The 23,701-nt window shown below is 70.0% G+C and carries 20 protein-coding genes and 1 tRNA gene; 12 read left to right on the top strand and 9 right to left on the bottom strand.

Going from position 1 to position 23,701, the window contains the following annotated elements:
- Nucleotides 1-96 precede the first annotated feature (96 nt).
- The 9 genes from purH to ACO2RJ_RS17795 all read left to right on the top strand — a co-directional run bounded on the left by purH (nucleotide 97) and on the right by ACO2RJ_RS17795 (nucleotide 8,909).
- Complete coding sequence (gene purH, locus ACO2RJ_RS17755; protein WP_423269466.1) at nucleotides 97-1,683, top strand: bifunctional phosphoribosylaminoimidazolecarboxamide formyltransferase/IMP cyclohydrolase; 1,587 nt, start codon at nucleotides 97-99, stop codon at nucleotides 1,681-1,683.
- A 166-nt stretch (nucleotides 1,684-1,849) separates the two neighbouring features.
- Nucleotides 1,850-2,626 (top strand): SGNH/GDSL hydrolase family protein, encoded by a 777-nt coding sequence (locus tag ACO2RJ_RS17760; protein WP_423269467.1) that lies wholly within the window; start codon nucleotides 1,850-1,852, stop codon nucleotides 2,624-2,626.
- A gap of 87 nt (nucleotides 2,627-2,713) precedes the next feature.
- Nucleotides 2,714-3,034 (top strand): heavy metal-binding domain-containing protein, encoded by a 321-nt coding sequence (locus ACO2RJ_RS17765; protein ID WP_423269468.1) that lies wholly within the window; start codon nucleotides 2,714-2,716, stop codon nucleotides 3,032-3,034.
- 87 nt (nucleotides 3,035-3,121) lie between these two features.
- Nucleotides 3,122-4,051: a hydroxymethylbilane synthase gene (hemC, locus tag ACO2RJ_RS17770; protein ID WP_423269469.1), complete on the top strand. Its 930-nt coding sequence runs from the start codon at nucleotides 3,122-3,124 to the stop codon at nucleotides 4,049-4,051.
- A gap of 8 nt (nucleotides 4,052-4,059) precedes the next feature.
- On the top strand, nucleotides 4,060-4,809 hold the full coding sequence (locus ACO2RJ_RS17775; protein WP_423269470.1) for a uroporphyrinogen-III synthase: 750 nt from the start codon (nucleotides 4,060-4,062) through the stop codon (nucleotides 4,807-4,809).
- A 158-nt stretch (nucleotides 4,810-4,967) separates the two neighbouring features.
- Entirely contained in the window at nucleotides 4,968-6,455 is a 1,488-nt protein-coding gene (locus ACO2RJ_RS17780; protein ID WP_423269471.1) for a COG4223 family protein, read from the top strand.
- Nucleotides 6,456-6,469: 14 nt separating this feature from the next.
- Nucleotides 6,470-8,158, top strand: coding sequence for a heme biosynthesis HemY N-terminal domain-containing protein (locus ACO2RJ_RS17785; RefSeq protein ID WP_423269472.1), 1,689 nt, complete (start codon nucleotides 6,470-6,472; stop codon nucleotides 8,156-8,158).
- A 59-nt stretch (nucleotides 8,159-8,217) separates the two neighbouring features.
- Nucleotides 8,218-8,293: transfer RNA gene (locus ACO2RJ_RS17790), tRNA-Thr, on the top strand.
- A gap of 139 nt (nucleotides 8,294-8,432) precedes the next feature.
- Nucleotides 8,433-8,909 carry a TerB family tellurite resistance protein gene (locus ACO2RJ_RS17795; protein WP_423269473.1) on the top strand — a complete coding sequence of 159 codons (477 nt, stop codon included), beginning with the start codon at nucleotides 8,433-8,435 and terminating at the stop codon, nucleotides 8,907-8,909.
- Between the two features lie 344 nt (nucleotides 8,910-9,253).
- On the opposite strand, the gene ACO2RJ_RS17800 is transcribed toward ACO2RJ_RS17795, so the two are convergent.
- Nucleotides 9,254-9,934 carry a YggS family pyridoxal phosphate-dependent enzyme gene (locus tag ACO2RJ_RS17800; protein ID WP_423269474.1) on the bottom strand — a complete coding sequence of 227 codons (681 nt, stop codon included), beginning with the start codon at nucleotides 9,932-9,934 and terminating at the stop codon, nucleotides 9,254-9,256.
- A 183-nt stretch (nucleotides 9,935-10,117) separates the two neighbouring features.
- Between ACO2RJ_RS17800 and leuS the strand changes: the two genes are divergently transcribed.
- Together leuS and lptE are read left to right on the top strand one after the other, a co-directional pair.
- The gene (gene leuS, locus ACO2RJ_RS17805) at nucleotides 10,118-12,748 is read left to right on the top strand and encodes a leucine--tRNA ligase (protein WP_423269475.1); all 2,631 of its coding nucleotides are present in this window, start codon (nucleotides 10,118-10,120) and stop codon (nucleotides 12,746-12,748) included.
- A complete protein-coding gene (gene lptE / locus ACO2RJ_RS17810) occupies nucleotides 12,735-13,283 on the top strand; it encodes an LPS assembly lipoprotein LptE (RefSeq protein ID WP_423269476.1) in 549 nt (182 codons plus the stop codon). The genes leuS and lptE overlap by 14 nt, the downstream gene beginning before the upstream one ends.
- Nucleotides 13,284-13,290: 7 nt before the next feature.
- Here the strand turns inward: lptE and ACO2RJ_RS17815 are convergent, their stop codons facing one another.
- The 6 genes from ACO2RJ_RS17815 to dctP all read right to left on the bottom strand — a co-directional run bounded on the left by ACO2RJ_RS17815 (nucleotide 13,291) and on the right by dctP (nucleotide 20,600).
- Nucleotides 13,291-14,496, bottom strand: coding sequence for a multidrug effflux MFS transporter (locus ACO2RJ_RS17815; RefSeq protein ID WP_423269477.1), 1,206 nt, complete (start codon nucleotides 14,494-14,496; stop codon nucleotides 13,291-13,293).
- 223 nt (nucleotides 14,497-14,719) lie between these two features.
- Nucleotides 14,720-16,249 (bottom strand): malonate--CoA ligase, encoded by a 1,530-nt coding sequence (locus ACO2RJ_RS17820; protein WP_423269478.1) that lies wholly within the window; start codon nucleotides 16,247-16,249, stop codon nucleotides 14,720-14,722.
- The gene (locus ACO2RJ_RS17825; RefSeq protein ID WP_423269479.1) at nucleotides 16,246-17,667 is read right to left on the bottom strand and encodes a malonyl-CoA decarboxylase; all 1,422 of its coding nucleotides are present in this window, start codon (nucleotides 17,665-17,667) and stop codon (nucleotides 16,246-16,248) included. The genes ACO2RJ_RS17820 and ACO2RJ_RS17825 overlap by 4 nt, the downstream gene beginning before the upstream one ends.
- Entirely contained in the window at nucleotides 17,664-18,980 is a 1,317-nt protein-coding gene (locus ACO2RJ_RS17830) for a TRAP transporter large permease (RefSeq protein ID WP_423269480.1), read from the bottom strand. Before ACO2RJ_RS17830 ends, ACO2RJ_RS17825 begins: the two co-directional genes overlap by 4 nt.
- Nucleotides 18,977-19,546, bottom strand: coding sequence for a TRAP transporter small permease subunit (locus ACO2RJ_RS17835; protein ID WP_423269481.1), 570 nt, complete (start codon nucleotides 19,544-19,546; stop codon nucleotides 18,977-18,979). The genes ACO2RJ_RS17830 and ACO2RJ_RS17835 overlap by 4 nt, the downstream gene beginning before the upstream one ends.
- A 70-nt stretch (nucleotides 19,547-19,616) precedes the next feature.
- Nucleotides 19,617-20,600 carry a TRAP transporter substrate-binding protein DctP gene (dctP, locus tag ACO2RJ_RS17840; RefSeq protein WP_423269826.1) on the bottom strand — a complete coding sequence of 328 codons (984 nt, stop codon included), beginning with the start codon at nucleotides 20,598-20,600 and terminating at the stop codon, nucleotides 19,617-19,619.
- Between the two features lie 161 nt (nucleotides 20,601-20,761).
- Between dctP and ACO2RJ_RS17845 the strand changes: the two genes are divergently transcribed.
- Nucleotides 20,762-21,433, top strand: a complete 672-nt coding sequence (locus tag ACO2RJ_RS17845; RefSeq protein WP_423269482.1) for a GntR family transcriptional regulator — start codon at nucleotides 20,762-20,764, stop codon at nucleotides 21,431-21,433.
- Nucleotides 21,434-21,436: 3 nt separating this feature from the next.
- Here the strand turns inward: ACO2RJ_RS17845 and ACO2RJ_RS17850 are convergent, their stop codons facing one another.
- A complete protein-coding gene (locus tag ACO2RJ_RS17850; RefSeq protein WP_423269483.1) occupies nucleotides 21,437-22,072 on the bottom strand; it encodes an NUDIX domain-containing protein in 636 nt (211 codons plus the stop codon).
- Nucleotides 22,069-23,697: an ABC transporter ATP-binding protein gene (locus ACO2RJ_RS17855; RefSeq protein WP_423269484.1), complete on the bottom strand. Its 1,629-nt coding sequence runs from the start codon at nucleotides 23,695-23,697 to the stop codon at nucleotides 22,069-22,071. The genes ACO2RJ_RS17850 and ACO2RJ_RS17855 overlap by 4 nt, the downstream gene beginning before the upstream one ends.
- Nucleotides 23,698-23,701 lie beyond the last annotated feature (4 nt).

The raw sequence follows: 23,701 nt of genomic DNA on the forward strand, positions 1-23,701 counted from the left end.
GACGAAGGGCGCGCATCGGAGCCGGAAGGCGGGCCTTCTGCTGAAGGGCCCGAGATGCTACCCGCTCCGGTTCGTCGTCTGAGCCGGAGCTATGCGATGACCGAACGCCCGATCGCCCGCGCCCTGCTGTCGGTCTCCGACAAGACCGGCCTGATTGATTTCGCGCGCGCCCTCGCCGAGCGGAAGGTCGCGCTCGTCTCGACGGGGGGCACCGCGAAGGCGATCGCCGAGGCGGGTCTCAAGGTCGAGGACGTCGCGTCGCTCACCGGCTTTCCCGAAATGATGGACGGGCGGGTGAAGACGCTTCATCCGATGGTCCATGGCGGGCTGCTCGCCATTCGCGGAGACGCCGGTCACGAAGCTTCGATGGCGGAGCGCGGCATCGCGCCGATCGATCTGCTCGTGGTCAATCTCTATCCGTTCGAGGCGACGCTGGCGCGCGACGCCTCCTTCGACGACATGATCGAGAACATCGACGTCGGAGGGCCCGCGATGATCCGCGGCGCCTCGAAGAACCACGCTTATGTGACCGTGGTCGTCGAGCCTGCGGACTACGCCGCCGTGATCGACGCGATGGACGCGCATGGCGGCGCGACCACGCCCGATCTGCGCCGTCGGCTGGCCGCCAAGGCGTTTTCGCGCACCGCCGCTTACGACGCCGCGATCGGGACCTGGCTGTCCGGCGAGGCGGGGGAGGCGACGCCCACGTTCCGCGCGCTTGGAGGGACGCTGGCGCAGGCGCTGCGGTACGGCGAGAACCCGCATCAGAGCGCCGCCTTCTACCGCACGTCCGAGCGGCGCCCCGGCGTCGCGACGGCGCGCCAGCTTCAGGGCAAGGAGCTCTCCTACAACAACATCAACGACACCGACGCGGCTTATGAGCTCGTCGCAGAATTCGACCCCGCGCGCGCCGCCGCCTGCGTCATCGTCAAGCACGCCAACCCCTGCGGGGTGGCCGAGGGCGCGACGCTCGGCGAGGCCTATGAGCGGGCTCTCGCCTGCGACCCGGTGTCGGCCTTCGGCGGGATCGTCGCGCTGAACCGGACGCTCGACGCGGACAGCGCTCGGAAGATCGTCGAAATCTTCACCGAAGTGATCATCGCGCCGGGCGCCGACGACGACGCCCGGGAGATCGTCGCCGCCAAAAAGAACCTGCGCTTGCTGGTCGCGGGCGGATTGCCGGATCCGCGCGCCCCCGGGCTCGCCATCCGCACCGTCGCGGGGGGCTTTCTCGCCCAGACCCGCGACAGCGCCGTGATCGACGACGTCGAGCTCAAGGTCGTCACGCGGCGCGGCCCGAGCGAACGTGAGCTCGCCGATCTGCGCTTCGCTTTCCGCGTGGCGAAGCACGTCAAGTCGAACGCCATCGTCTACGCCCGCGACGGAGCGACGGTCGGCATAGGCGCCGGCCAGATGAGCCGCGTCGACAGCGCCCGCATCGCCGCGCAGAAGGCGGCGGCCGCCGCCGAAACGGCAGGCCTCGCCGAACCGCTGACGGTCGGCTCCGTCGTCGCCTCGGACGCCTTCTTTCCCTTCGCCGACGGCCTGGACGCCGCGATCGAGGCCGGCGCCACCGCCGTGATCCAGCCCGGCGGATCGATGCGGGACGCCGACGTGATCGCCCGGGCCGACGAAGCCGGCCTCGCCATGGTCTTCACCGGCGTGCGGCATTTTCGCCACTGATCCGCGCCGACCTGGGCGGTTCGCGCGCATCTCAGCCATACGGGATTTAACGGACCTGACTCCGCCGCGTCCGATATGCTAAGGCCTTAAGGAGGGGGACATGAGTACCCCTTGCGCTTTGGCTTTGGTCGGCACTGGCCTGTCCGTCGTTTCGAGGCTTTCCTGAATGGCGTCTTTTGTCTCTCTTGTCCGTGCAGGCGCTCTGCTCGGCTCGATCGCGTTCGGCCTCTCCGCGGCGTCGGCCGCTCCGCTCCTGACGCCCTGCAAGGTTTCGGACGAGGCGCTCAGGCTGGGCGGCAAGCTCGACCGAGCGGCCGCCGAGCTCAAGGCCGGCGACGCGTTCAGGATTCTTGTGATCGGCTCATCCTCGACGGCCGGCGTCGGCGCCAGCGCGCCGGGGAAGAGCTACACCGTGAAGCTCGAGGACGAACTGGAGCGCCGCCTCGCTGGCGTCACCTTCGACGTGATGGCGCGCGGCGTCGGCGGGGAGACCGCGATCGGCGCCGAAGGGCGGATGATGAAGGAGATCGCGGCCGCCAAGCCCGATCTCGTCATCTGGCAGATCGGCACCAATGACGCGGCTCGCAAGGTCGACCTCGCCGCGTTCCGCGAGACGGCGCTACGCGGCCTCGCCCGCATCGCCCAGGCCGGCGTCGACGCCGCCCTTCTCGACCCGCAATACGTGCCGAACCAGGACGCGGCCTATGCGCCCTATCTCGCGACGCTCGACGCCATCGCGAGCCAGACGGGGGTTCCCCTCGCCCGCCGCTACGCCGCCATGAAGGCGATCGCCATGGCCGGCGGCGGCGACATGATCTCGCGCGACCGGCTGCACATGAACGACGCCGGCCATGCCTGCGTCGGCGCGTTCCTCGCCGAGGCGCTCGACCGCAAGCTCGCGCCGATCCCGGCCCCGGTCGCCGAGGCGCATCGCCCGACCTGACGCCGACACCGCCGCGCCGCTCCTTCCGAACGGCGGAGCGGCCCCTATCTCCCTCGGCGCGAAGGTCGCCACAGGGGAGAACGCGTCGTGCTCGTCACCACCACAAACACCGTCGAAGGCCGCCGGATCGTCGAATATCACGGCCTCGTCTCGGGCGAAGCCGTGCTCGGCGCGAACATCTTCCGCGACATGTTCGCAGCCGTTCGCGACATCGTCGGCGGCCGCGCCGGCTCCTACGAGAAGGAGCTCAAATCCGCGCGCGACATAGCGCTCCAGGAGATGGTCGAAGAAGCGGCGGATCGCGGCGCCAACGCCGTCATCGGCGTCGACCTCGACTATGAGACGGTCGGCAAGGAAAGCTCCATGCTCATGGTGACCGCTTCGGGGACCGCCGTTACGCTCGGCTGACCGGTAAGGGCGTCGCGATCGTCGCCTATCGCGCCGAGCCGCGGTCGCGCTATGGACGGCCACGCGCTGCTACGAGAGACGACACGCATGCCCTCGCCCCAGTTCCGCATCGGCACCCGCGGCAGCCCGCTCGCGCTCTGGCAGGCGAACGCGGTGCGCAACGGGCTCGTCGCCGCGCTCGGCGGCGACCCGGCCGCGGTCGAGATCGTCTCGATCCGGACGAGCGGCGACGCCATCCAGGACCGTCCTCTGAGCGAGGCGGGGGGCAAGGGCTTGTTCGTCAAAGAGATCGACGAGGCCTTGCTCGACGGTCGGGTCGACCTCGCCGTGCATTCGGCGAAGGACCTTCCGACGGCGCTCGCGCCGGGCACGGCGCTGGCCGCCACTCTGCCGCGCGCCGACGTGCGCGACGCGCTGATCGGCGGCGCGGCGCCGAGGCTCGCCGACCTGCCGCGCGGAGCCGTGGTCGGAACCGCGTCCCTGAGGCGCGGCGCGCTGGTGCGCCGGCGCCGGCCGGACATTTCGGTCGTGACCTTCCGAGGCAACGTGCAGACGCGGCTCGACAAGCTCGCCCGCGGCGAGGTTCACGCCACGCTGCTTGCGCTCGCTGGCCTGACCCGCCTCGGCCTGCAGGAACATGCGACGGAAATTCTCGACGAGGACGACTTCCTGCCGGCGCTGGGACAGGGCGCGGTCGCCGTCACCGCCCGCGAGGGCGACGACCGGACGCATCACGCGCTCGCCTCCCTCGATTGCGCGGCGACGGCGGCGGCGCTGCTCTGCGAGCGGGCGTTTCTCGCCGTGCTCGACGGCTCCTGCCGCACGCCGATCGCGGGACTAGCCCGCGTCGCCGACGGCGCGCTGAGCTTCCGCGGGCTGGTGCTTTCGATCGACGGCGCCCGCGAGGTTGAAGGCGTGATCTCGGGCTCGGCGACCGACGCGGCGGCGCTCGGCGCCGAAGCGGGACGCGACGTCAAGGCGCGGACCCCCGCCGATCTGCTCGCCGCGTTCGGCTGAGGGCCACCATGGACGTGCTGGTCCTTCGGCCCGAACGCGCGGCGACGCGGACCGCGGACGGCCTCGCAAAGCTCGGTCATCGCGCTGTTCTGGCGCCCGTTCTGACGATCGAAGACCTCGAGTCGCCGATCCCCGCGGGCCGGTTCGACGCCGTGCTGGCGACGAGCGCGAACGGCCTGCGGAAACTGGCTCGGCGGCCGGAGATGGCGGCGCTGGGGAGCCTCCCGCTGATCGCTGTCGGCGACCGCACGGCCGCAGCCGGCCATGAGGCAGGCTTCACCGTCGTTCACGTCGCCGACGGCGACGGCCGGGCCCTGGTGGCCGAGGCGCGCGCCCGTTTCGCCCCCGGAGCGCGCTTCCTGCATGCGGCCGGCGCCGACCGGGCTTTCGACGTCGCCGGCGCGCTCGCCCGCGACGGCTTCGCGACCGAGGTTGTGGAGCTCTACGCGGCGACGCCGGCGACGACGCTGCCCCTGTCCGCCGCGGCGGGACTGCGCGCGGGCTCGATCGGCGCGGCGCTACACCATTCGCGGCGGATCGCGGAGACCTTCATCGCGCTTGCGGACCAGGCCGGGCTGGGCGCGGAGGCCAGGGCGCTGCCCCACCTCGCGCTCGCCCAGCGCGTCGCCGGCGCGCTGTTGGACGCGGGCTGCCCTCGGGTCGTCGTCGCCCCGCGGCCGGACGAACCGTCGCTGTTCGAGGCGCTCGCCGCGCTCGTCCACGACGGCTCGCATTCCGGCGGCGGTCGCTCTAAGTAGGGTGGGCTGTTCGCCTTCGAGCGGCCGGCTCACTGCAAACGTCAGAAAGGGAATACGGTCTGATGGCGGAGCCGAAAGGACCCGAGAGCGGCGGACAACCGAAGTCGACGTCGGCCGCGAGACCACGACCGCAAACCCTGGACCTGTCGGCGACAGAAGTGTCCAAGACCGAGGCCCGGAACGCCGAGGCTGCGAAGGCGGCCGCTCCAAAGCCGGTCTCGCCCAAAGTCGACGCTCTAAGGCCGGACGAGGCCGCGCCCAAGCCGTCCGGCGACCAGCAGTCCCCCTCAGACGCGAAGGCCCCGGACCCCGCCGCGATGAAGCCCGGCGTCCCCTCCGACGAGGCGTCGGGCAAGGCCGCCGCTGGACCCGCCGCCGAGCCCGGCCCCGCGCCGTCCCCGGCGTCGAAAGCAGAGTCGTCTTCGGCGTCGCCGAACGCCGAGGCGCGAGCCGCCGCGCGCTCCGCAGGCGGCGCCTCGGCCGACCCCAAAGCGTCCATCCCGCCAAGCTACGGCGACGGCGATCGTTCGGAAGGCATTGGCTTCCTTGGCGCAGCCGCGGCAGCCGTCGCAGGAGCCGTCATCGCCGTTCTGGTCGTGGTCGCCTTCGGCCGCTACCTCATTCGTGCGCCCGAGGCCGACCTTAGCCGCGTCATCGCCACCGAATCGAAGCTCGACGGGTTGCGTCGCGACGTCGCCGCGCTCAACCAGCGGCTTGGACAGATCGTCGAAGCGACGGACACCAAAGCGATCGGGGCAAGCTTGGGCGAGCTCGACGGCCGGCTGCAGGAGCTCGGCAAGGCGGTCGAGTCGTCGAATGGTCGGGTGAAGGGCGTCGAAAACGAACTGCGCGGCCTCGTCGAGAAGGTGGCGAACCCGCCCCCCGATCCGGCGATCGGCGTGCTTGCCGGCCGGGTCGAGGGAATCGAGCTGCGCGCCGGCGATCTCGTCACGAAGGAGGAGCTCGCTGTGCTGACCTCGCGGATCGAAAACGCGGAGCGCCGAATCGTCGCCGCGCCGACGAAGGACGATCTCGCGAGCGTCACGACCGGCGTCGCCGCCTTAGGAGACAAGATCGATCCGCTCGCCGATGAGGTCGGCTCGCTTTCCGATGCGCTCAAGGTGCGGCCCAAGGGCGATCCGGCGGCGCGGCTGGTCGTCGCGCTCGGGGCGCTCGGCCAGGCGCTCGACGCCGGACGGCCCTTCGCCGCCGAACTTGCGAGCGTCAAGGCCGCCGCCGGCGAGACCGCCGAACTTGCAGCGCTCGACGGCTACGCCCAAAGCGGGTTGCCGACGCGGTCCGCCCTGTCCGCGAAACTCCGGACGATCGTCTCCGCGTTGCCGCCGCTGAGGCCGGGCGCACAGAGCTCGGTGTTCGACCGTTTCGTGGCCAATGCCGGCGCCGTCGTGAAGATCACGCCGCAGGACGCCTCTGGCTCTGACCCTTCGGCCGTCCGCGCGCGTGTCGAAAGCCTTGCGGAGGCCGGCGACGTCGAGCAGGCGCTGGCCGCCCGCGGCCAACTCGACGAAGCCGCGCGGGCTGCGACAGACGACTGGGCGGCCAAGGCGAGCGCCCGCATCGGAGCGGAGGACGCCCTGCGCGGCGCCCGAACCGCCGCTCTCGCCCGCCTTTCCGCGAACGACTGAGGGCTATTCGGACCATGGTGCGCGTCCTCCTCTATCTCGCCCTTGTCGGGATTTTCGCCTTCGCCGCGATGTGGCTTGTCGACCGGCCAGGCGACGTGACGATCAACTGGCTCGGCTACCGCGCCGAGCTGAGCGTCGCGGCTCTTGCGGCCGCCGTGGCCCTGGTGGCATGCGCCACCGTCCTGCTGTGGAACGTGATGCGCTGGATCATAGCGGGGCCTGAGGCCTTCGCGCTGTTCCGCCGCAACCGGCGTCGCGCCAAAGGCTACGAGGCGATCGCGCGCGGCGTGGTCGCCGTCGGGACCGGGGACGCGCGCCGGGCGGGCAAGGAGTCCAGCGAGGCTAGCCGCCTGCTCGGGAAGGAGCCTCTGACGCTCGTTCTGGCGGCGCAGGCGGCTCAGCTCGCCGGCGACCGGGCCGGAGCCGAAGCCGCCTTCCGGGCGATGACGGAAGCGCCCGAGACCCGCTCGCTCGGCCTGCGCGGCCTGTTCGTCGAGGCCGAACGCCGCGGCGATCGCGCCGCCGCCAAGGCCATCGCCGAGGAGGCCGTGCGGCAATCCTCCGCGACGCCCTGGGCGGGACAGGCGCTGTTCGAGTTCCAATGCGCCGAGCGCGACTGGGCCGGGGCGCTCGGCACTCTCGAGCGGCTGAGCGCAAACCGCCTGATCGACAAGGCGGACGTCAAGCGCCGTCGCGCAGTGCTCCTGACCGCCCAGGCGATGGACGGCGTCGGCGATCCCGCGCTCGCGGTGAAGCGCGCGCGGGAGGCCCACGGCCTGGCGCCCGACTTCGTGCCGGCCGCGGCGCTCGCCGCGCGGCTGCTCGCGGAACAGGGCGACGCCAAGAAGGCGATGAAGATCGTCGAGGCGACATGGGCCAAGACGCCGCATCCTGATCTCGCGGAGGTCTATGTCCATGTCCGGCCGGGCGACCCGGCGCGGGACAAGCTCCGGCGCGCGCGCAGCCTGTCCGAGCGCTCCGGCGACGATCCGGAGGGCCTGATCGCGCTTGCGCGCGCCGCGCTCGCCGCGCGCGAATTCGACACGGCGCGCTCGTCGATCGGCCGCCTGCTCGGCGTACGCCCGACGGCGCGCGCATGCGCGCTGATGGCCGAGCTCGAGGAGCTCGCGAACGAAGACTCCGGTCGAGCCCGCGAATGGCTGAGCCGCGCTCTCCGCGCGCCGCGCGATCCGGCCTGGGTGGCGGACGGGCTCGCGACCGAGACATGGGCGCCGATCTCGCCCGTCAGCGGCAAGCTCGACGCCTTCGTGTGGAAGATCCCGGTGGAGGAGACGCGCCCCAAGCTCGCCGCCGACGCCTGGCTCGAAGAGGCGCCGCGGCCCCCGACGCCCGTGCAGGTCGCGCCTCCCGCCCCGGCTCCCTCGCAGCCGGCGGCTGCTCCCGCCAAGCAGGGGGCGCTTCCGCGCGAGATGCCGACGCTGGTCGAGGAGGGGGCCGTCGCCGCCGAACCCGTCGGCAAGCCGAAGCCGGAGGCGCGCGTCGGAGCGACGCCGGCTCCGGCCCAGTCGAGCGAGCCCGGGGCCAAACCGTCCGAGGCGCCGCAGCAGCGCATCGCCGCCCGACCGACCGCCGCGGTGTTTCCCTTGTCGCGGCCGCCGGACGACCCGGGACCGACCAGCGGCGAGGCGCCCGACACGCTCGACGGGGGCCGCGCCTTCCCGGCGTCGCGCCCCAGCTACTGACGAAGCGCGCGTCCGCGTCCTTGCAATGAGAGGCGCCTTTCGCTACAGCGTGCGCCGTCGCCGCAATAGCTCAGCTGGTAGAGCACGTCATTCGTAATGACGGGGTCGGGGGTTCGAATCCCTCTTGCGGCACCACTCCCCGCGCGCCACCTCTCAAGGCGCGGGACTGATCCTCAAGCTTGACGACGCCGGCTTCGGTTCGTCCCGAGACCACGCCCGCCTCGGGGACCGGCTTCGGCGCGCCCTCAAGACGTGACCAGCCCCAAGGTGCGCTATGCTCGACGTTCTGCGCCGGTTCATCACTGATCTTTCCGGCGCGCCCGACGAGCATGGATTCGCCGTCGACGATCACCGTGTCGCCGCCGCCGCGCTGCTCATACATCTCATCGGCGTCGACGGCGCCGTGGACGATCCTGAGCGGGTCGTCCTCCACGACGTGCTGAAGGCGCGGTTCGACCTCGACGAGAGCGCGACCGCCGAGCTGATCGCCGTCGCCCAGAGCCGGGAGGCGGACGCGATCGATCTCTACGGCTTCACCTCGGTGCTGAAGCGCTCTCTCGATGCGGAAGGGCGCGCTGGCGTGATCGAGATGATGTGGGAGATCGTGTTCGCCGACGGCGCGGCGGACGAACTCGAGGACAACGTCGTGTGGCGCGCCGCGGAGCTGCTCGGCGTGCCCGCCCGCGAGCGCGTCGAACTGAAACGCCGGATCGCGGCCCGCACCCAATCGGTCGGCGCGGCGACGCGCTAACGCCCCGAAGCGGGACGGCGCCGTTCGCAACCTGCGAGAGGCCTCGCAAAATGCGACGCCGAATGCGAGGCGCGCGCGGCTCGCGATCAATATCTTGAGTAACCGTAGCGCCCGGACCCCATAGGTGGGGTCATTGAGACGGCGTTAGGGTTGGCAAGGCGTTTGCGATCTCTCGGTCAGCCGGATCTGGTTCATGCGTACCGGCATCCGTTCGGACGGGAGGGGGGCGTTTCCGACCCCATGCGACCCCTCTCCCGCGCCGGACAGCGTTTCTCGATTAGTTCGCGTCACCGTTCATGCCCGGCGAAAGCCGGGCATGCGCGTTTTGGAGGGCGCCGACGGGCTCAAGGCCGCGGCCGCGTCCCGAAGATCGCGCTCCCCACGCGGACATGGGTCGCCCCGAACGGAATGGCCTCGGCGAAGTCGGCGCTCATGCCCATCGACAGTCCGGCGAGGCCGTGGCGCTTTGCGAGCTTCTGAAGCAGCGCGAAATAGGGCGCTGGCGGCTCGTCGACCGGCGGGATGCACATCAGGCCCTCGATCGCCAGGCCGTAGTCGTCGCGGCAGGCTGCGAGAAAAGCGTCGAGCTCGCTGAGCGCGACCCCCGCCTTCTGGGCCTCCTCGCCGACATTGACCTGAACGAAAAGGCGCACGGCCCGATCCTGCTCCGCCATCTCCTTCGCGATCGCTTTCGCGATCTTGGGCCGGTCGACGGTATGGATGACGTCGAACAGCGCGACGGCCTCGGCGGCCTTGTTCGACTGCAGGGGGCCGATCAAATGGAGCTCGACATCCGCGTAGCGCTCTCGCAGCGTCAGCCACTTCGCCTCGGCCTCCTGCACCCGGTTCTCTCCAAAGACTCGGTGGCCAGCGACGAGAACGGGCTCGATCTCGTCCGGTCCGAAGGTCTTGGAGACCGCAACCAGCGTGGTCGCGCCTTCAGGCCGGCCGGCCGTCCGTTCCGCCCGGCGGATCGCCTTCCGCACGGTCTCTAGCCGGGCCGGCGCGTCTTCGGTCTCGCTCACCCCGGGGATCTCCTGAACTTGACGCCAAGCGGTGGCCCATAAGCCGCAACGCCGCCAATCTCAAGGCGCGGCTCTCGGCCCATGTTGACCGCCCGCGGCGTTCGGGCCAAGGTCCGCGCGCTTCGCGGCGCCCGCGATCTAGCCCGAAGCGTCCTGATTTTCGAGATGCTTGGCGTACATCCCATGACGACGGAGCGCTACAACGCGCGCGAAGCTGAACCGCGCTGGCAGGCGGCGTGGGAGGAGCGCAAGCTCTTCGAGACCGCGGCCGACGACGGCCGCCCCAGCTATTACGTGCTCGAGATGTTTCCCTATCCGTCGGGGCGCATCCATATGGGCCACGTCCGCAACTACGCGATGGGCGACGTGGTCGCGCGCTACAAGCGCGCCAAGGGTTTCTCCGTGCTGCATCCCATGGGCTGGGACGCTTTCGGCCTGCCGGCCGAGAACGCGGCGATGGAGAGACACGTCCATCCCAAGGCCTGGACCTACGCCAACATCGCGACCATGCGCGAGCAGCTCAAGGCGATCGGCCTGTCGCTCGACTGGAGCCGCGAAATCGCGACCTGCGATCCCGACTATTACGCCCAGCAGCAGAAGCTGTTCCTCGACTTCCTGAAGGCGGGCCTCGCCTACCGCCGCAAGTCCAAGGTCAACTGGGACCCGGTCGACAACACCGTGCTCGCCAATGAGCAGGTGATCGACGGGCGCGGTTGGCGCTCGGGCGCCGAGGTCGAGCAGCGCGAGCTGACGCAGTGGTTCCTGAAGATCACCGACTTCTCCGAGGACCTGCTGGCGGCGCTCGACGACCTGCCGCGCTGGCCGGAAAAGGTCCGGACCATGCAGAAGAACTGGATCGGCCGGTCGGAAGGCCTTCTGGTCCGGTTCGCGCTCGCGCCCGACGCGGCGCATGAGGCCGCCGGCGACGCCGCGACCGAGGTTGAGGTCTACACCACGCGGCCGGACACGCTGTTCGGCGCGAGCTTCGTCGCGCTCGCGGCCGATCATCCCCTGTCGGCAGGGGCGGCGAAATGCGACCCGAAGCTCGCCGCTTTCATCGAGGACTGCCGCCGCCACGGCACCAGCGTCGCGGCGCTCGAGACCGCGGAGAAGAAGGGCTACGACACGGGCCTGCGCGTCCGGCACCCGTTCGATCCGGCGTGGGAGCTGCCGGTCTACGTCGCGAATTTCGTGCTGATGGACTACGGCACGGGCGCGATCTTCGGATGCCCGGCGCATGACCAGCGGGACTATGGCTTCGCGTCGAAATACGGCCTGCCGATCACGGCGGTGGTCGCGCCGGAAGGCGTCGATCCCGCGGGCCTGGTCGCCGAGGCCGCCTATGACGGCGACGGCGCGATGGTCAATTCGCGGTTCCTCGACGGGATGACCGTCGACGCCGCGAAGGAGGAGGTCGCGCGCCGGCTGGAGACCGAGACGCTCGACGACGGGCCTGTCGGGGCCCGCAAGGTCAATTGGCGCCTGCGCGACTGGGGGATCTCCCGTCAGCGCTACTGGGGCTGCCCGATCCCGGTGATCCATTGCGAGGCCTGCGGCGTCGTGCCCGTTCCGGACGATCAGTTGCCGGTCCGCCTGCCCGAAGACGTCGCCTTCGACCGGCCGGGCAACCCGCTCGACCGGCACGAGGGCTGGCGCAACGTCGCCTGCCCGAGCTGCGGCGGAAAGGCGGTCCGCGAGACCGACACGATGGACACCTTCGTGGACTCGTCCTGGTACTTCGCTCGCTTCACCGCGCCGGACGCGACGACGCCGACGGTGAGGCCGGTCGCCGACCGCTGGCTGCCGGTCGACCAGTATATCGGCGGCGTCGAGCACGCGATCCTGCATCTGCTCTACGCCCGCTTCTTCACGCGCGCGATGAACGCGACCGGCCATGTCGGCGTGAAGGAGCCGTTCGCGGGCCTGTTCACGCAAGGGATGGTGGTCCACGAGACCTACAGGGATTCCGACGGACAGTGGGTCGCGCCCGCCGAAGTCGCGATCGCCGGCGCCGAAGGCTCGCGCAGCGCGACCCGGATCTCGGACGGCTCAGCCGTCGAGATCGGCTCGATCGAGAAGATGTCGAAGTCGAAGAAGAACGTCGTCGACCCCAACGACATCATCGAGACCTACGGCGCCGACACCGCGCGCTGGTTCATGCTGTCGGACTCGCCCCCCGAACGCGACGTGATCTGGACCGAGGCCGGCGTCGAGGGCGCGAACCGGCGCGTTCAGCGCGTCTGGAGGCTCGCGAACGAGGCGGCCGCCAAGGGCTCGCCTCCAGGCGCTCCTGCGCCCACAGAGATCAGTGAAGCCGCGACGGCCCTGCGCCGCTCGGCCCACGCCGCGCTCGCCCGCGTCGGCGAAGGCGTCGAGAAGTTTCACTTCAACACCTGCATCGCGGCGATCAACGAACTCAGCAACGCCCTGAGCCAGGCCCTTCAGAGCGACGACGTCGCCGGCGAGGGCCTCGCCTTCGCGATCCGGGAAGCCGCCGAGATCCTCGTCCAGATCGTGGCGCCCTTCACGCCGCATCTCGCGGAAGAGGCTTGGGCTGCGCTCGGGCACGAGACGATGGTCGCCGAGACGCGCTGGCCGGACGCCGACCTTTCGCTGCTCGCGAGCGACGTCGTCACCTACCCTGTCCAGGTCAACGGCAAGAAGCGGGACGAGATCGTCGTGCCGCGCGAGGCGACCGCCGCTACGATCGAGACGATCGTGCGCGAGCTCGAAGCCGTCGCCAAGGCCGTTGGCGACAAGCCCATCCGCAAGATCATCGTCGTGCCGCAGAGGATCGTGAATGTCGTCGCCTGATCCCCGCACCCTCCTCCGCTTCGCCGTGGCCGGCGGCCTGGCGCTGCTGCTCACCGGCTGTCTCCGACCCGTTTATGGCGACCTGTCGCAAGGCGGCGCGCCGTCGAAGACGGTCGAGGGCGGCAATGTCGCGGCGCGCATGAAGACCGTGGACGTCAAGGCGCTGGAAGGACGGGTGCCGGCGAAGCTGCGCGACGAGCTCATTTTCATGCTGCGGGGTGGCGACGGGCCGGGGCCGGTCGCCTACCGCCTCGACGTCAAGCTGATAGAATCCGGCCAGTCCGCCGTGGTCGATCCTCTGACCAGCGTGCCCCAGTCGCGCACCATCTCGCTGAGCGCGACCTACACGCTGACCCGCGCCGGCACGCTCGACGCCGTGGTGACCGGCAACGCCTTCGCCAACGCCACCTATTTCGGCGGGCTGCAGCGCTACGCGAACATCCGGGCGGAACGCGACGCCGAGAACCGCGCGGCGCTGCAGATCGCCGAGCGCATCAAGACGCGCCTGCAGAGCTACTTCGCCACGGGGCGCTGAGCCCCGCTCACGCGACGCCGCCACGCCGCGCGCGACCCGTCGCGAGGAAGATCGCGAGCGTCGCGACGCCGAACAGCGCGACGGCGATCGGCAGCGCCAGCAGGCCGTGGGGGGCGTCGAGCGTCCGGCCGATCCCTATGCCCACCACGGCGCCGAAGGCCATCTGCGTGAAGCCCACCAGGGAGGACGCCGCGCCGGCGCGTTCGGGAAACGGCTGCAGCGCGGACGCCATCGCCTGCGGCATCACCAGCCCGACGCCGAACATGTAGATCATCATCGGCGCCACGACCGAGGCCGGGGACTTCGGCCCGAGCAGCACCAGGCCGAGCATCAACAGTCCGCCGAAGGCGAGCGCGGCCGCGCCGACTCCGATCGCGCCGTCGAGGCCGCGCGCCTTGACCATCGGCCCCGCGGCGAGCGTCCCGCCGATGAAGCCGATCACCCCGATCGCGAAGGCTGCGCCATAGGCGATCTCCGACAGGCCGTAGACGGTCTGAAGGATGAAGGACGAGGTCGAGATGTAGGCGAACAGGCCAGCGAAACCGATCGCCGTGAGCGCGAGATACGTCAGGAACCCACGGTGGCGAAGGAGCACGCCGTAGCTTGCGGCGACCGAGCGGGGGCTGACCGCGCCGGCCATGCGGACGCGGATCGTCTCCGGCAGGAACGCCGCGACGATGAGCATCTCGCCGCCAAGCAGCGCCGTCAGCAGGACGAAGGTGGCACGCCAGTTGAACGCGTTCTCCAGCACGCCGCCGAGCAGGGGCGCGACCGCCGGGATCAGGCCGAGGATCGTCGCCATGCGCGCGAGCTCGCGCGCGGCCCGCGGGCCGGAATAGAGATCGCGGACGATCGAACGGGCGAGCACCACCGGCCCTGCGCCGCCGAGCGCCTGCACGAAGCGCGCGACGATCAGCGTCTCGATCGTCGGCGCGACCGCGCAGAGCGCGCTGCCGAAGGTGAACAGCGCGAGACTGACCATCAGCACGGGCTTGCGCCCGCGCGCGTCCGACAGCGGGCCATACAGCACCTGGCCTGACGCGAAGCCGACGAGAAAGGCGGAGAGCGTCAGTTGCCCTTCCGCGGGGCTCGCGCCGAGCGCCGCCGTCAGATGCGGCAGCGAGGGGAGATACATGTCGATCGCCAGCGGCCCCACCGCGGTCAGCAGAGCGAGCACGGCGGTGAGGGCGAGCGTGTCTGGCTTCAGGCGCATGGGACCGGAGCGTCGCGGTAGGCGAGGGCGCAGAGCGCCTGGGAACGGAGGCGACGCCTCGAAGAGCGACATAGGGCTTTGCCCGCCTCGGCCAACCGCCGCGCGAACGGAAGCCGCGCGACGCCCGGAGCCTCCCGCCCCCGACTGCGCTCTCGCGGGGGCGCGCGATCCTCGCGACGCTGGGCTTGGGGAGGTCTCGCCCCTGACCGGACCGGCCGGACCCCTATCCGACCTTCGCCGGCTGGTACAGATCGGCGTAGCGCTGACGCAGCGCCGCCTTCTGGACCTTGCCCATCGTGTTGCGCGGCAGTTCGTCCACGAACAGCACGCGCTTGGGCTGCTTGAAGCGGGCCAGCCTGCCGTCGAGCGCCGCGAGCACGCCGCGTTCCGACACCGAGGCGCCTTCGGCCTTCACCACCACCGCGGTGACGGCCTCCCCGAAATCGGCATGGGCGACGCCGATCACCGCGCTCTCTACGACGCCTTCGAGTTCGTCGATCTCGGCCTCGACCTCCTTGGGATAGACGTTGTAGCCGCCCGAGATCACCAGGTCCTTGTCGCGGCCCACGATGGTGACGTAGCCGCGGGCGTCGATCTTGCCGAGGTCGCCGGTGACGAAGAAGCCGTCCTCGCGGAACTCCGCCTGGGTCTTCTCCGGCATGCGCCAGTAGCCCTTGAACACGTTCGGGCCGCGGACCTCGATCATGCCGACCTCCCCGGCTCCCACGATCGCCTTGGTCTCCGGGTCCGTCACGCGCACCGTGATCCCCGGCAGCGGCAGGCCGACCGCGCCCGCCACACGGTCGCCGTCATAGGGGTTCGACGTGATCATGTTGGTTTCGGTCATCCCGTAGCGCTCGAGGATCTTGTGGCCGGACTTCTCCTCGAAGGCGCGGTGGGTCTCGGCGAGCAGCGGCGCGGAGCCCGAGACGAACAGGCGCATGCCCGCCGTCGCCTCCGGCGTCAGGCCGGGATGCTGGGCGAGGCGGACGTAGAAGGTCGGAACCCCCATCATCGCGGTCGCGCGGTCCATCAGGGACAGGACCTCGCCGGCGTCGAAGCGCGGCAGGAACAGCATCGAGGCGCCTGACGCCAGGATCGTGTTGGTCGCGACGAACAGCCCGTGGGTGTGGAAGATCGGCAGCGCATGGATCAGCCGGTCCGCGGGCGTGAAGCGCCAGAAGTCCTTCAGCGTGAGCGCGTTCGACAGCAGATTGTCGTGCGTCAGCATGGCGCCCTTGGAGCGCCCGGTGGTCCCGGAAGTGTAGAGGATCGCCGCGAGATCGTCCGGGCCGCGATCGATATTGTCGAACGAAGGGACGCCGTGCTCGGCGACGAGGGCCATCAGCGACCCTCCGCCCTTGGCGTCGAGCGTCTCCAGCCGCGCGCCGTGACGATGCGCGACGGGCCTCAGCGCCGCCGCGGCGGCCGGCGACGCGACCAGGAGGCGCGGCTCGGCGTCGCCGACGAAATAGTCGAGCTCGGTCGGCGTGTAGGCGACGTTGAGCGGGAGGAAGACCGCCCCGGCGCGCAGGCAGGCGACGTAGAGCAGCAGCGCTTCCGGGCTCTTCTCGACCTGGACCGCGACGCGGTCGCCCGGGACCACGCCGAGAGCGGCGAGGGTCGCCGCCAGACGCGCCGAACCGTCGAACAGGTCGCCGTAGCTCCAGCGCCTGCCGTCAAGCGTCTCGAGGAACGGCGCGTCGAGGTCGGGCGCGGCGGACGAGACGGCGTCGAACAGATGGTTGCTCACGGCGCGAGCTCCTTGCGGTCGGCCCCCTTGCCGGACTTCCTCCCCGCGCCCGGCGCCGCGACGGCCGCCTTGCCGGGTTTGACCAGACGTTTCACAGAGCTCGACGCCACGACCTCGCCGCGGCCGACGAACGCTTCGTGGTTCGCCTCGATGTCGCCGAGCTCGTAGAGGTAGTTGACCATCATGCCATGGGCCTGCCGGAGCCCCCGGGGTGACCGGTCGGCGAGAAAATTGACGCGCTCCAGCCGCGCGCCGTTGCCGAGATGGAAGCGCGCCACGGGGTCGGCGGCCATTCCGCGCGTGTTGCGGGCGTTCAGGAGATACCAGGCGCAGGCGCGCGTCAGCACCGGGCGGAGGCGTTCGACGGCGGCGGAATCGTCCGGCCAGTTCTTGTCGGCGACGGCGGCAAGAACGGCGCGGTCCTCGGCTGCGATCGCCTCCGAATCGTCGTCCTCGATCTCGCGCCCGAGCCAGGCGGCGAAGCCCGGCACGGGCGAAAGCGTGACGAAGGTCGCGATCTCCGGCAGATCGCGACGCAGATCCTCCACCACCTGCTTGATCAGGAAATTGCCGAAGGAGACGCCGCGCAGGCCTTCCTGGCAGTTCGAGATGGAATAGAAGATCGCCGCGCTCGCGGCCCCGGCGCGGATCGGCGCGCGGCCGGGGTCGAGCACCTCGTCGACCGCGGCCGGCATCGAGGTGGTGAGCGCGACCTCGACGAAGATCAGCGGCTCGTCGATCAGCCGAGGATGGAAGAAGGCGAAGCAGCGCCGGTCGTCGGGCGCCACCCGGCGACGCAGCTCGTCCCAATCCCGGATCTCGTGCACCGCCTCGTAGCGGATGATCTTCTCCAGCACGTTCGCCGGCGACGTCCAGTCGATCGGCTTCAGCACCAGGAAGCCGCGGTTGAACCAGGAGCCGAAGAGATGCGCGAAATCGTCGTCGACGGCGCCGAGCGCCGGGTCGTCGGCTTTCAGCCGCAGCAGCGTCTCGCGCATGCGCATCAGCGTCGACATGCCGGCCGGCGCGAGATTGAGCCGCCGGATCAGTTCTTGGCGACGCGGCTCGGCCGCGGCATGCAACGCCTGCGCCGTGCGCTCGGAGGGCTCGGCACGGTGCGCGTCGATCGCTCGGTCGAGCGCCTCGGCGTTCGGCCCGAAGCGCTCCAGCAGCATCCGCATGAACGCGGCGCGATCTCGATCGTCGAAGCCGTCCCACCGGTCCAGGATCGCCTTCGCGATTGCGATGCCGGACGCCTCGCCCCGGCTGGACAACAGCGTCTCGCACAATTTCTCGACGCCGCCGCGATCCTGAAGCTGCAGCGTCGCCGCGCCCTCGCGAGGACCGAGCGCCAGCAGCCGCCGCCCTTGATCGGCGATCGACTGCAGCATGTCGCTGAAGAAACTCGTCTCGCTCACGTCGGGACCCCCATCATATGGTTCGGAAGCCACGTCGCGATCCCCGGAAAGATGCAGAGGATCACGATCGCCAGCATCATCACGAGCACGTAGGGCAAAGCGCCCCAGAGGATCTCCTTCGTCGGCACCTCCGGCGCGATCGCCCGGATCACGAACAGGTTCAGGCCGACCGGCGGCGTAATGAGTCCGATCTCCATATTGATGGTGAGGATGACGCCGAACCAGTAGGGGTCGAAGCCCGCCTGCGTCACTATGGGAAACAGCAGCGGCGCCGCCATCACGATGATCGCCACCGGCGGAAGGAAGCAGCCTGCGACGAGCAGGAAGAGATTGATCACGCCGAGCAGCACCCAGCGGTTGACCTCCAGGGCGGCGATCGCCGTGGCGATGGTCTGGGTGATGAACAGCGACGACAGCGCGAAGGCGAACAGTTCGGCGGCCGCCATGATCATCATGATCATGACGCTCTCGCGCATCGCCGAGCCGAAGATCCCGGCCATCGGCGCGAACTTGTAGAGCCGGTAAGCGATGACGACGACGAGCAGCGTCAGCAGAGCGCCGGCGCCGGCGGCCTCCGACGGCGTGGCGATGCCGCCATAGAGCACGTAGAGCGTGCCCGCGATGATCAGCAGGAACGGCCCGATGCGCGGCAGGGCCGATAGCTTCTCCTTCAACGTGTAGCGCACGCCGCGGGACGAGAATTCGTAGCCCTTGCGCTTGGCGTCGATCAGCGCCCAGGCCATGAACATCGCGGTCAGCATGAGGCCCGGGAAGACGCCCGCCATGAACAGGCGGCCGATCGAGGTCTCGGTCGAGATGCCATAGACGATGAACGTGATCGACGGCGGGATCAGGATCCCGAGCGTGCCGCCGGCGGCGATCGACCCGGTCGCGACGGAAGAGGGGTAGCCCCGCTTCATCATCTCGGGGATGCCCATCTTGCCGATCGCCGCGCAGGTCGCGGGCGACGACCCGGTCATGCCGGCGAAGACGGCGCAGGCGCCGATGTTGGACAGCACCAGTCCGCCGGGCACCCGGTTCAGCCAGCGGTCGAGCGAGGAATAGAGATCGCCGCCGGCCGGCGAGGAGGCGACGGCCGCCCCCATCAGGACGAACATCGGGATCGACACATAAGCGAGGTTCGCGATGCCGCCGAACATCGTCTCGGACAGCACGAAGAACATGCCGAAGCCGTCCTGCAGCAACAGAGCGGCGACGGCCGCGAGGCCGAGCGCGAAGGCGATCGGCATGCCGGTCGCGAGCAGCGCGAACAGTCCCGCGATCAAGGCGACGCCGGCCATGGTCGGGCTCATCGGGCGTGCTCCTTCAGCGCGTGGGCGGTGACGACGTCGCCGCCGGCCGCGATCTCGTCGATCGCGCCGCCGCGCGTCTCGAGCGGCGCGGTCGCGACCTTCGCGATTTCGGCGAGGTATTGCAGGCACAGCATGCCGAAGCCGAGCGGCACCGATGCCATAGGCACCCAGAGCGGCGGGGCCCAGACGCTCGCGTGCTTCCAGCCGCCCGCCCAGGCCTCCTCGAAATTGATCGAGCTCGCGACCAGCATCACGAGGCAGAACACGAGACCGAGGATCGAGCCTACGATCTTGAGCGCCCGGCGCGGCACCGGCTTGAGCAGGAGCTCGATGAAGTCGACGCCGACATGGCCCTTCTTCAGAAGCACGTAGGGCGCGCCGAGGAACGTCGCGGCGGTGGCCGCGAAGATGACGAAGTCGGTCTGCCAGATCGTCGCGGCGCGAAAGACGTAGCGCATCAGGATCATTTGGCAGACGACGAGCATCGCCGCGATGAGGAGCAGGGTCGCGATGACCGCGAAGGCGCGCGACAGCGCGCTCACGGCGGAGATGAAGCGTTCGATCATGGATGGCGTCCCGCCCTGAACGAGGGGGCGCCGGGCGGGAGCCGCCCGGCGCGTCGTCAGCGGCCTCGGGTCACTCGACCGCAAGCGCCTTGTCGATGAGGTCCTTACCGCCCGGGACGTCCTTCGCGAACTTTTCGTAGGCGGTCTTCTTCGCGACCTCGAGCCAGGCGTCGTAGTCGGCCTTCGACATCTCGACGACCTCGACGTTCGCCTTCTTGAAGGCGTCGACCATCTTCTGGTCGCCCTTACGGATCTCGGCGTCGAAGAACTCCTCCGATTTCTTGCCGGCGGCGGTCAGCGCCTTCTGCTGGGCCTCCGTCAGCCGGTCGAACACGCGCTTCGACATCAGCACGGGCTCGTACATGAACCAGAGCGCGTTGGCGCCCGGGGCCGTCAGGCATTTGCCCTGCTCGAACAGACGGTAGGACACCAGGCTCGCCGACGATGTGTTCGCCGCGTCGAGCACGCCGGTCTGCATGCCGGTGTAGATTTCCGAGGAGGGCATCGACGAGATCGAGGCGCCGGCGCCGGCGAGCATCTGCTCGAAGGCGGGGCCCGCCGCGCGCACGACCTGGCCCTTGATGCTGTCGGGCGAGGTGATGCAGGTCTTCTTGGAGACGAAGCCGCCGGAGAGCCAGGCGTCGGCGATCACGACCACGCCGTTGTCTTCGATGATCTTCTTGATGTCGGTCATGAACGGCGAGCTGTTGAGCCGCTTCGCGCGGTCGAGACTGCCCACGAGGCCCGGCATGAGCGTCGCCGAGAATTGCGGGACGCGGCCCGAGGCGTAATCGAGCGGAAAGGCCGACATGTCGAGCAGCCCGCGGCTGAGCGCGTTCCACTGGTCGTTCGGCTTGTAGAGCGAAGCGCCCGGGAAGATCTGGATCTTCAGGTCGACATTCGCCTTCTCGACCTCGCGGGCGATGATCTGGACCATCTCGTCGCGGATGTCGCCCTTTCCGCCCGGAAACTGGTGCGAGGCCTTCAGGGTCGTCTGCGCCTGAGCCGCCGGGGCGAAGCTGATCGCGAGCGCGACGGCTGCGGCGGCGGTCATGATGCGGCCGGCTGGTCTCATCGGTCGTCCTCCCAAGGAATGGCTCGACCGTTGCTCCGGTCGTTATGGCTCGATCGTGCGCAGCCTCGTACGCAATGTCAATTTCAACCTCGACGATAACTGCCATTCTTGTATACACGAAGACCCGAAGGGCATGGCAGATGACCGAGAACGCCGTCCGCAAGCTGCGTGACGCCATCGAGAACGACATCGTCGCCGGCGTCTTCGCGCCGGGCGAGAAGCTCGACGAACTTCAGGTCGCCAAGCGCTTCGGGGTGTCGCGGACGCCCGTGCGCGAGGCGCTGATGCAGCTGAGCGCGATCGGCGTGGTGGAGCTCAGGCCGCGGCGGGGGGCGGTCGTCGCCGACCACGGCCCGCAGCGCGTCTACGAGATGTTCGAGGTGATGGCTGAGCTCGAAGGCCTCGCCGGCGCGCACGCCGCCCGGCGGTACGACGCCGGTGATCGCGAGGCGCTGACGCAGGCTCACGAGCGCTGCCGGGAAGCCGCAGAGCAAGGCGAGTTCGACGCCTATTACTACGACAACGAGGTCTTCCATCACGCGATCTACGCGGCGAGCCACAGCGCGTTCCTCGCCGAACAATGCGGCGCCCTGCACCGGCGGCTGAGGCCGTATCGGCGCCTGCAGCTCCGCGTCCGCAACCGCCTGAAGATCTCGTTCGAGGAGCACGCCGCCATTCTGGAGGCGATCTTCGCGGGAGACGGCGACGCCGCCCGAGCGCGTCTGCGCTCCCACGTCGTCGTGCAGGGGGACCGCTTCGGAGACCTGCTGTCCGCCTTCGCCACCCGCGACCCGACGCGGTCCGCGTCCTGACCGTCAGGCGCCGGCGAGGAGCGGCTCGATCCGGCCTCGGTTCAGCGCCAGCCACTGCAGCGACAGCATGAGATAGGCGTTGCGCGGTCGCATGTCGCCGAGCGCCGCGATGGCGTCGTCGATGGGGACCGCGAAGGGCCGCGTGACTTCGTGCTCGTCCGCAGCGCCGGCGTGCTCCGGAAGCCCGGAGGCGGCGACGGCGCAGAGGAAGACGGTGGCGTGCTCGTCGACGATGCCGGGCGTCGGAAGGAAGGCGAAGGCCGGCGCGATCGCCGTCGCGACGAGGCCAGTCTCCTCGAGCAGCTCGCGCCGGGCCGCCGCCTCGAGGTCCTCGCCGGGCTCGACCCGGCCGGCGACGATCTCGACGAGGTCGCCCTCGCCGGTCGCGAGCGAGGCGGGCAGCCGGAACTGCCGGATCAGCACGAGAAGCCCTTGGGCGAGATCAACCGCGATCACGCCGACGCATGGTCCGGCTCGGAGCACCTCGCGGGTCTGCCGGATGCGGCCGCGCCCGCCGGCCTCAGGCAACGTCACCCGCCAGCTCTCGAGTCGGCGATAGCCGTCATAGAGCAGCGTCGGTCCTTCCAGGACCGCGTCAGAGGCCGCGCCGTCCAGCCGCTCCGGCTTGAGAGGCCTCATTGCGCGACCGGGTCGCCGACGTGGGCCTCGAGGTCGAACGCCGCGGCGAGCAGCGCGCGGGTGTAGTCGGTCGCCGGGCTCGTCATCACGGTCGCGGCCGGCCCCTGCTCGACCACCTTGCCCTGACACATCACAACCACGTCGTTGGCGAGGGCGCGCACGACCTTGAGATCGTGGCTGATGAAGAGGAACGACAATTTGCGCCGCGCCTGCACGTCGCGGAGCAGATCGACGATCTGGGCCTGAACGGACATGTCGAGAGCGCTCGTCGGCTCGTCGAGCACGATGAAGGCGGGGTCGAGCGCGAGCGCCCGGGCGATCGCGATGCGCTGGCGCTGGCCGCCGGAGAACTCGTGCGGGTAGCGGTCCATGGCCGCGGGATCGAGCCCGACATCGGCGAGCGCGCGCGCGACCGCCTCGCGCTTTTGCGCCGTCTTCAACTTGGCCCCCTGCACGCCGAGGCCCTCGGCGACGATGTCGAGCACCGGCATGCGGGGGCTGAGCGAGCCGTACGGATCCTGAAACACGATCTGCATGTCGCGCCGCAGCGGCCGCATCTCCGCGAAGCCGAAGCCTTCGATCGCCTGACCGAGATAGGCGATGCGCCCCTCGCTCGAAATCAGGCGCAGGATGGCGAGGCCGAGCGTCGTCTTGCCGGACCCGCTTTCGCCGACCACGCCGACCGTCTGGCCCTCCCGGACGGTGATCGAGACGCCGTCGACCGCCTTCACGTGACCGACCGTCTTGCGGAAGAAACCGCGCTTGATCGGAAACCACACCTTGAGGTCGGTTACCTCCACGACCGGCTTCGCGCCGGCGTCGGAGGCGGGCGGCAGGCCCTTCGGCTCGGCTGCGAGCAGCTTCTTCGTGTAGGCGTGCTCGGGCGCGTCGAACACGCGCGCCGTCGCGCCCTGCTCGACGACCCGGCCCTCCGTCATGACGCAGACGCGGTCGGCGATCCGGCGCACGATCCCGAGATCGTGGGTGATGAACAGCATCGCCATGCCGAGCCTGGTCTGCAGTTCCTTCAACAGCGCGAGGATCTGGGCCTGAACCGTGACGTCGAGCGCGGTAGTGGGCTCGTCGGCGATCAGCAGGTCCGGCTCGTTGGCAAGCGCCATCGCGATCATCACGCGTTGCCGCTGCCCGCCGGACAGCTGGTGCGGAAAGGCGTCGAGCCGCTCCTGCGCGTTCGGGATGCCGACCTGGGCGAGCAGTTCGAGCACGCGCGCCCGGCACTTCTCGGCCGACCAGCCGCGATGGACCTTGAGGATCTCGCCGACCTGCCGCTCGATCGTGTGCAGCGGGTTGAGCGACGTCATCGGCTCCTGGAAGACCATCGAGATGTCGGCCCCCCGGACCTTCCGCAGCTCCCGCTCGGGCGCCTTCAAGAGGTCCGTGCCGTTGAAGATCACCTCCCCCGACGGGTGGCTCGCGGCCGGATAGGGCAGCAGGCGGACGATCGAGAGCGCCGTGACGGACTTGCCCGACCCGCTCTCGCCGACCAGCGCCACGGTCTCGCCCTTGGCGAGGTCGAACGACACCCGGTCGACCGCGAGCGACGTCCCTCCCTCGACGGCGAAAGCGACGGACAGATCGCGGACAGAGAGCAGGGGGGCGGTCATACGG

This window comes from Hansschlegelia sp. KR7-227, from assembly GCF_049446035.1.
Taxonomy (GTDB): domain Bacteria; phylum Pseudomonadota; class Alphaproteobacteria; order Rhizobiales; family Methylopilaceae; genus Methylopila.

Coding starts and splice junctions, on each gene's coding strand:
- hemC (WP_423269469.1), top strand. CDS start 3,122: ATGCCCTCGCCCCAGTTCCGCATCGGCACCCGCGGCAGCCCGCTCGCG.
- ACO2RJ_RS17855 (WP_423269484.1), bottom strand. CDS start 23,697: ATGACCGCCCCCCTGCTCTCTGTCCGCGATCTGTCCGTCGCTTTCGCC.
- ACO2RJ_RS17815 (WP_423269477.1), bottom strand. CDS start 14,496: ATGCGCCTGAAGCCAGACACGCTCGCCCTCACCGCCGTGCTCGCTCTG.
- ACO2RJ_RS17850 (WP_423269483.1), bottom strand. CDS start 22,072: ATGAGGCCTCTCAAGCCGGAGCGGCTGGACGGCGCGGCCTCTGACGCG.
- ACO2RJ_RS17845 (WP_423269482.1), top strand. CDS start 20,762: ATGACCGAGAACGCCGTCCGCAAGCTGCGTGACGCCATCGAGAACGAC.
- ACO2RJ_RS17830 (WP_423269480.1), bottom strand. CDS start 18,980: ATGAGCCCGACCATGGCCGGCGTCGCCTTGATCGCGGGACTGTTCGCG.
- ACO2RJ_RS17835 (WP_423269481.1), bottom strand. CDS start 19,546: ATGATCGAACGCTTCATCTCCGCCGTGAGCGCGCTGTCGCGCGCCTTC.
- dctP (WP_423269826.1), bottom strand. CDS start 20,600: ATGACCGCCGCCGCAGCCGTCGCGCTCGCGATCAGCTTCGCCCCGGCG.
- ACO2RJ_RS17795 (WP_423269473.1), top strand. CDS start 8,433: ATGCTCGACGTTCTGCGCCGGTTCATCACTGATCTTTCCGGCGCGCCC.
- lptE (WP_423269476.1), top strand. CDS start 12,735: ATGTCGTCGCCTGATCCCCGCACCCTCCTCCGCTTCGCCGTGGCCGGC.
- ACO2RJ_RS17760 (WP_423269467.1), top strand. CDS start 1,850: ATGGCGTCTTTTGTCTCTCTTGTCCGTGCAGGCGCTCTGCTCGGCTCG.
- ACO2RJ_RS17775 (WP_423269470.1), top strand. CDS start 4,060: ATGGACGTGCTGGTCCTTCGGCCCGAACGCGCGGCGACGCGGACCGCG.
- leuS (WP_423269475.1), top strand. CDS start 10,118: ATGACGACGGAGCGCTACAACGCGCGCGAAGCTGAACCGCGCTGGCAG.
- ACO2RJ_RS17785 (WP_423269472.1), top strand. CDS start 6,470: ATGGTGCGCGTCCTCCTCTATCTCGCCCTTGTCGGGATTTTCGCCTTC.
- purH (WP_423269466.1), top strand. CDS start 97: ATGACCGAACGCCCGATCGCCCGCGCCCTGCTGTCGGTCTCCGACAAG.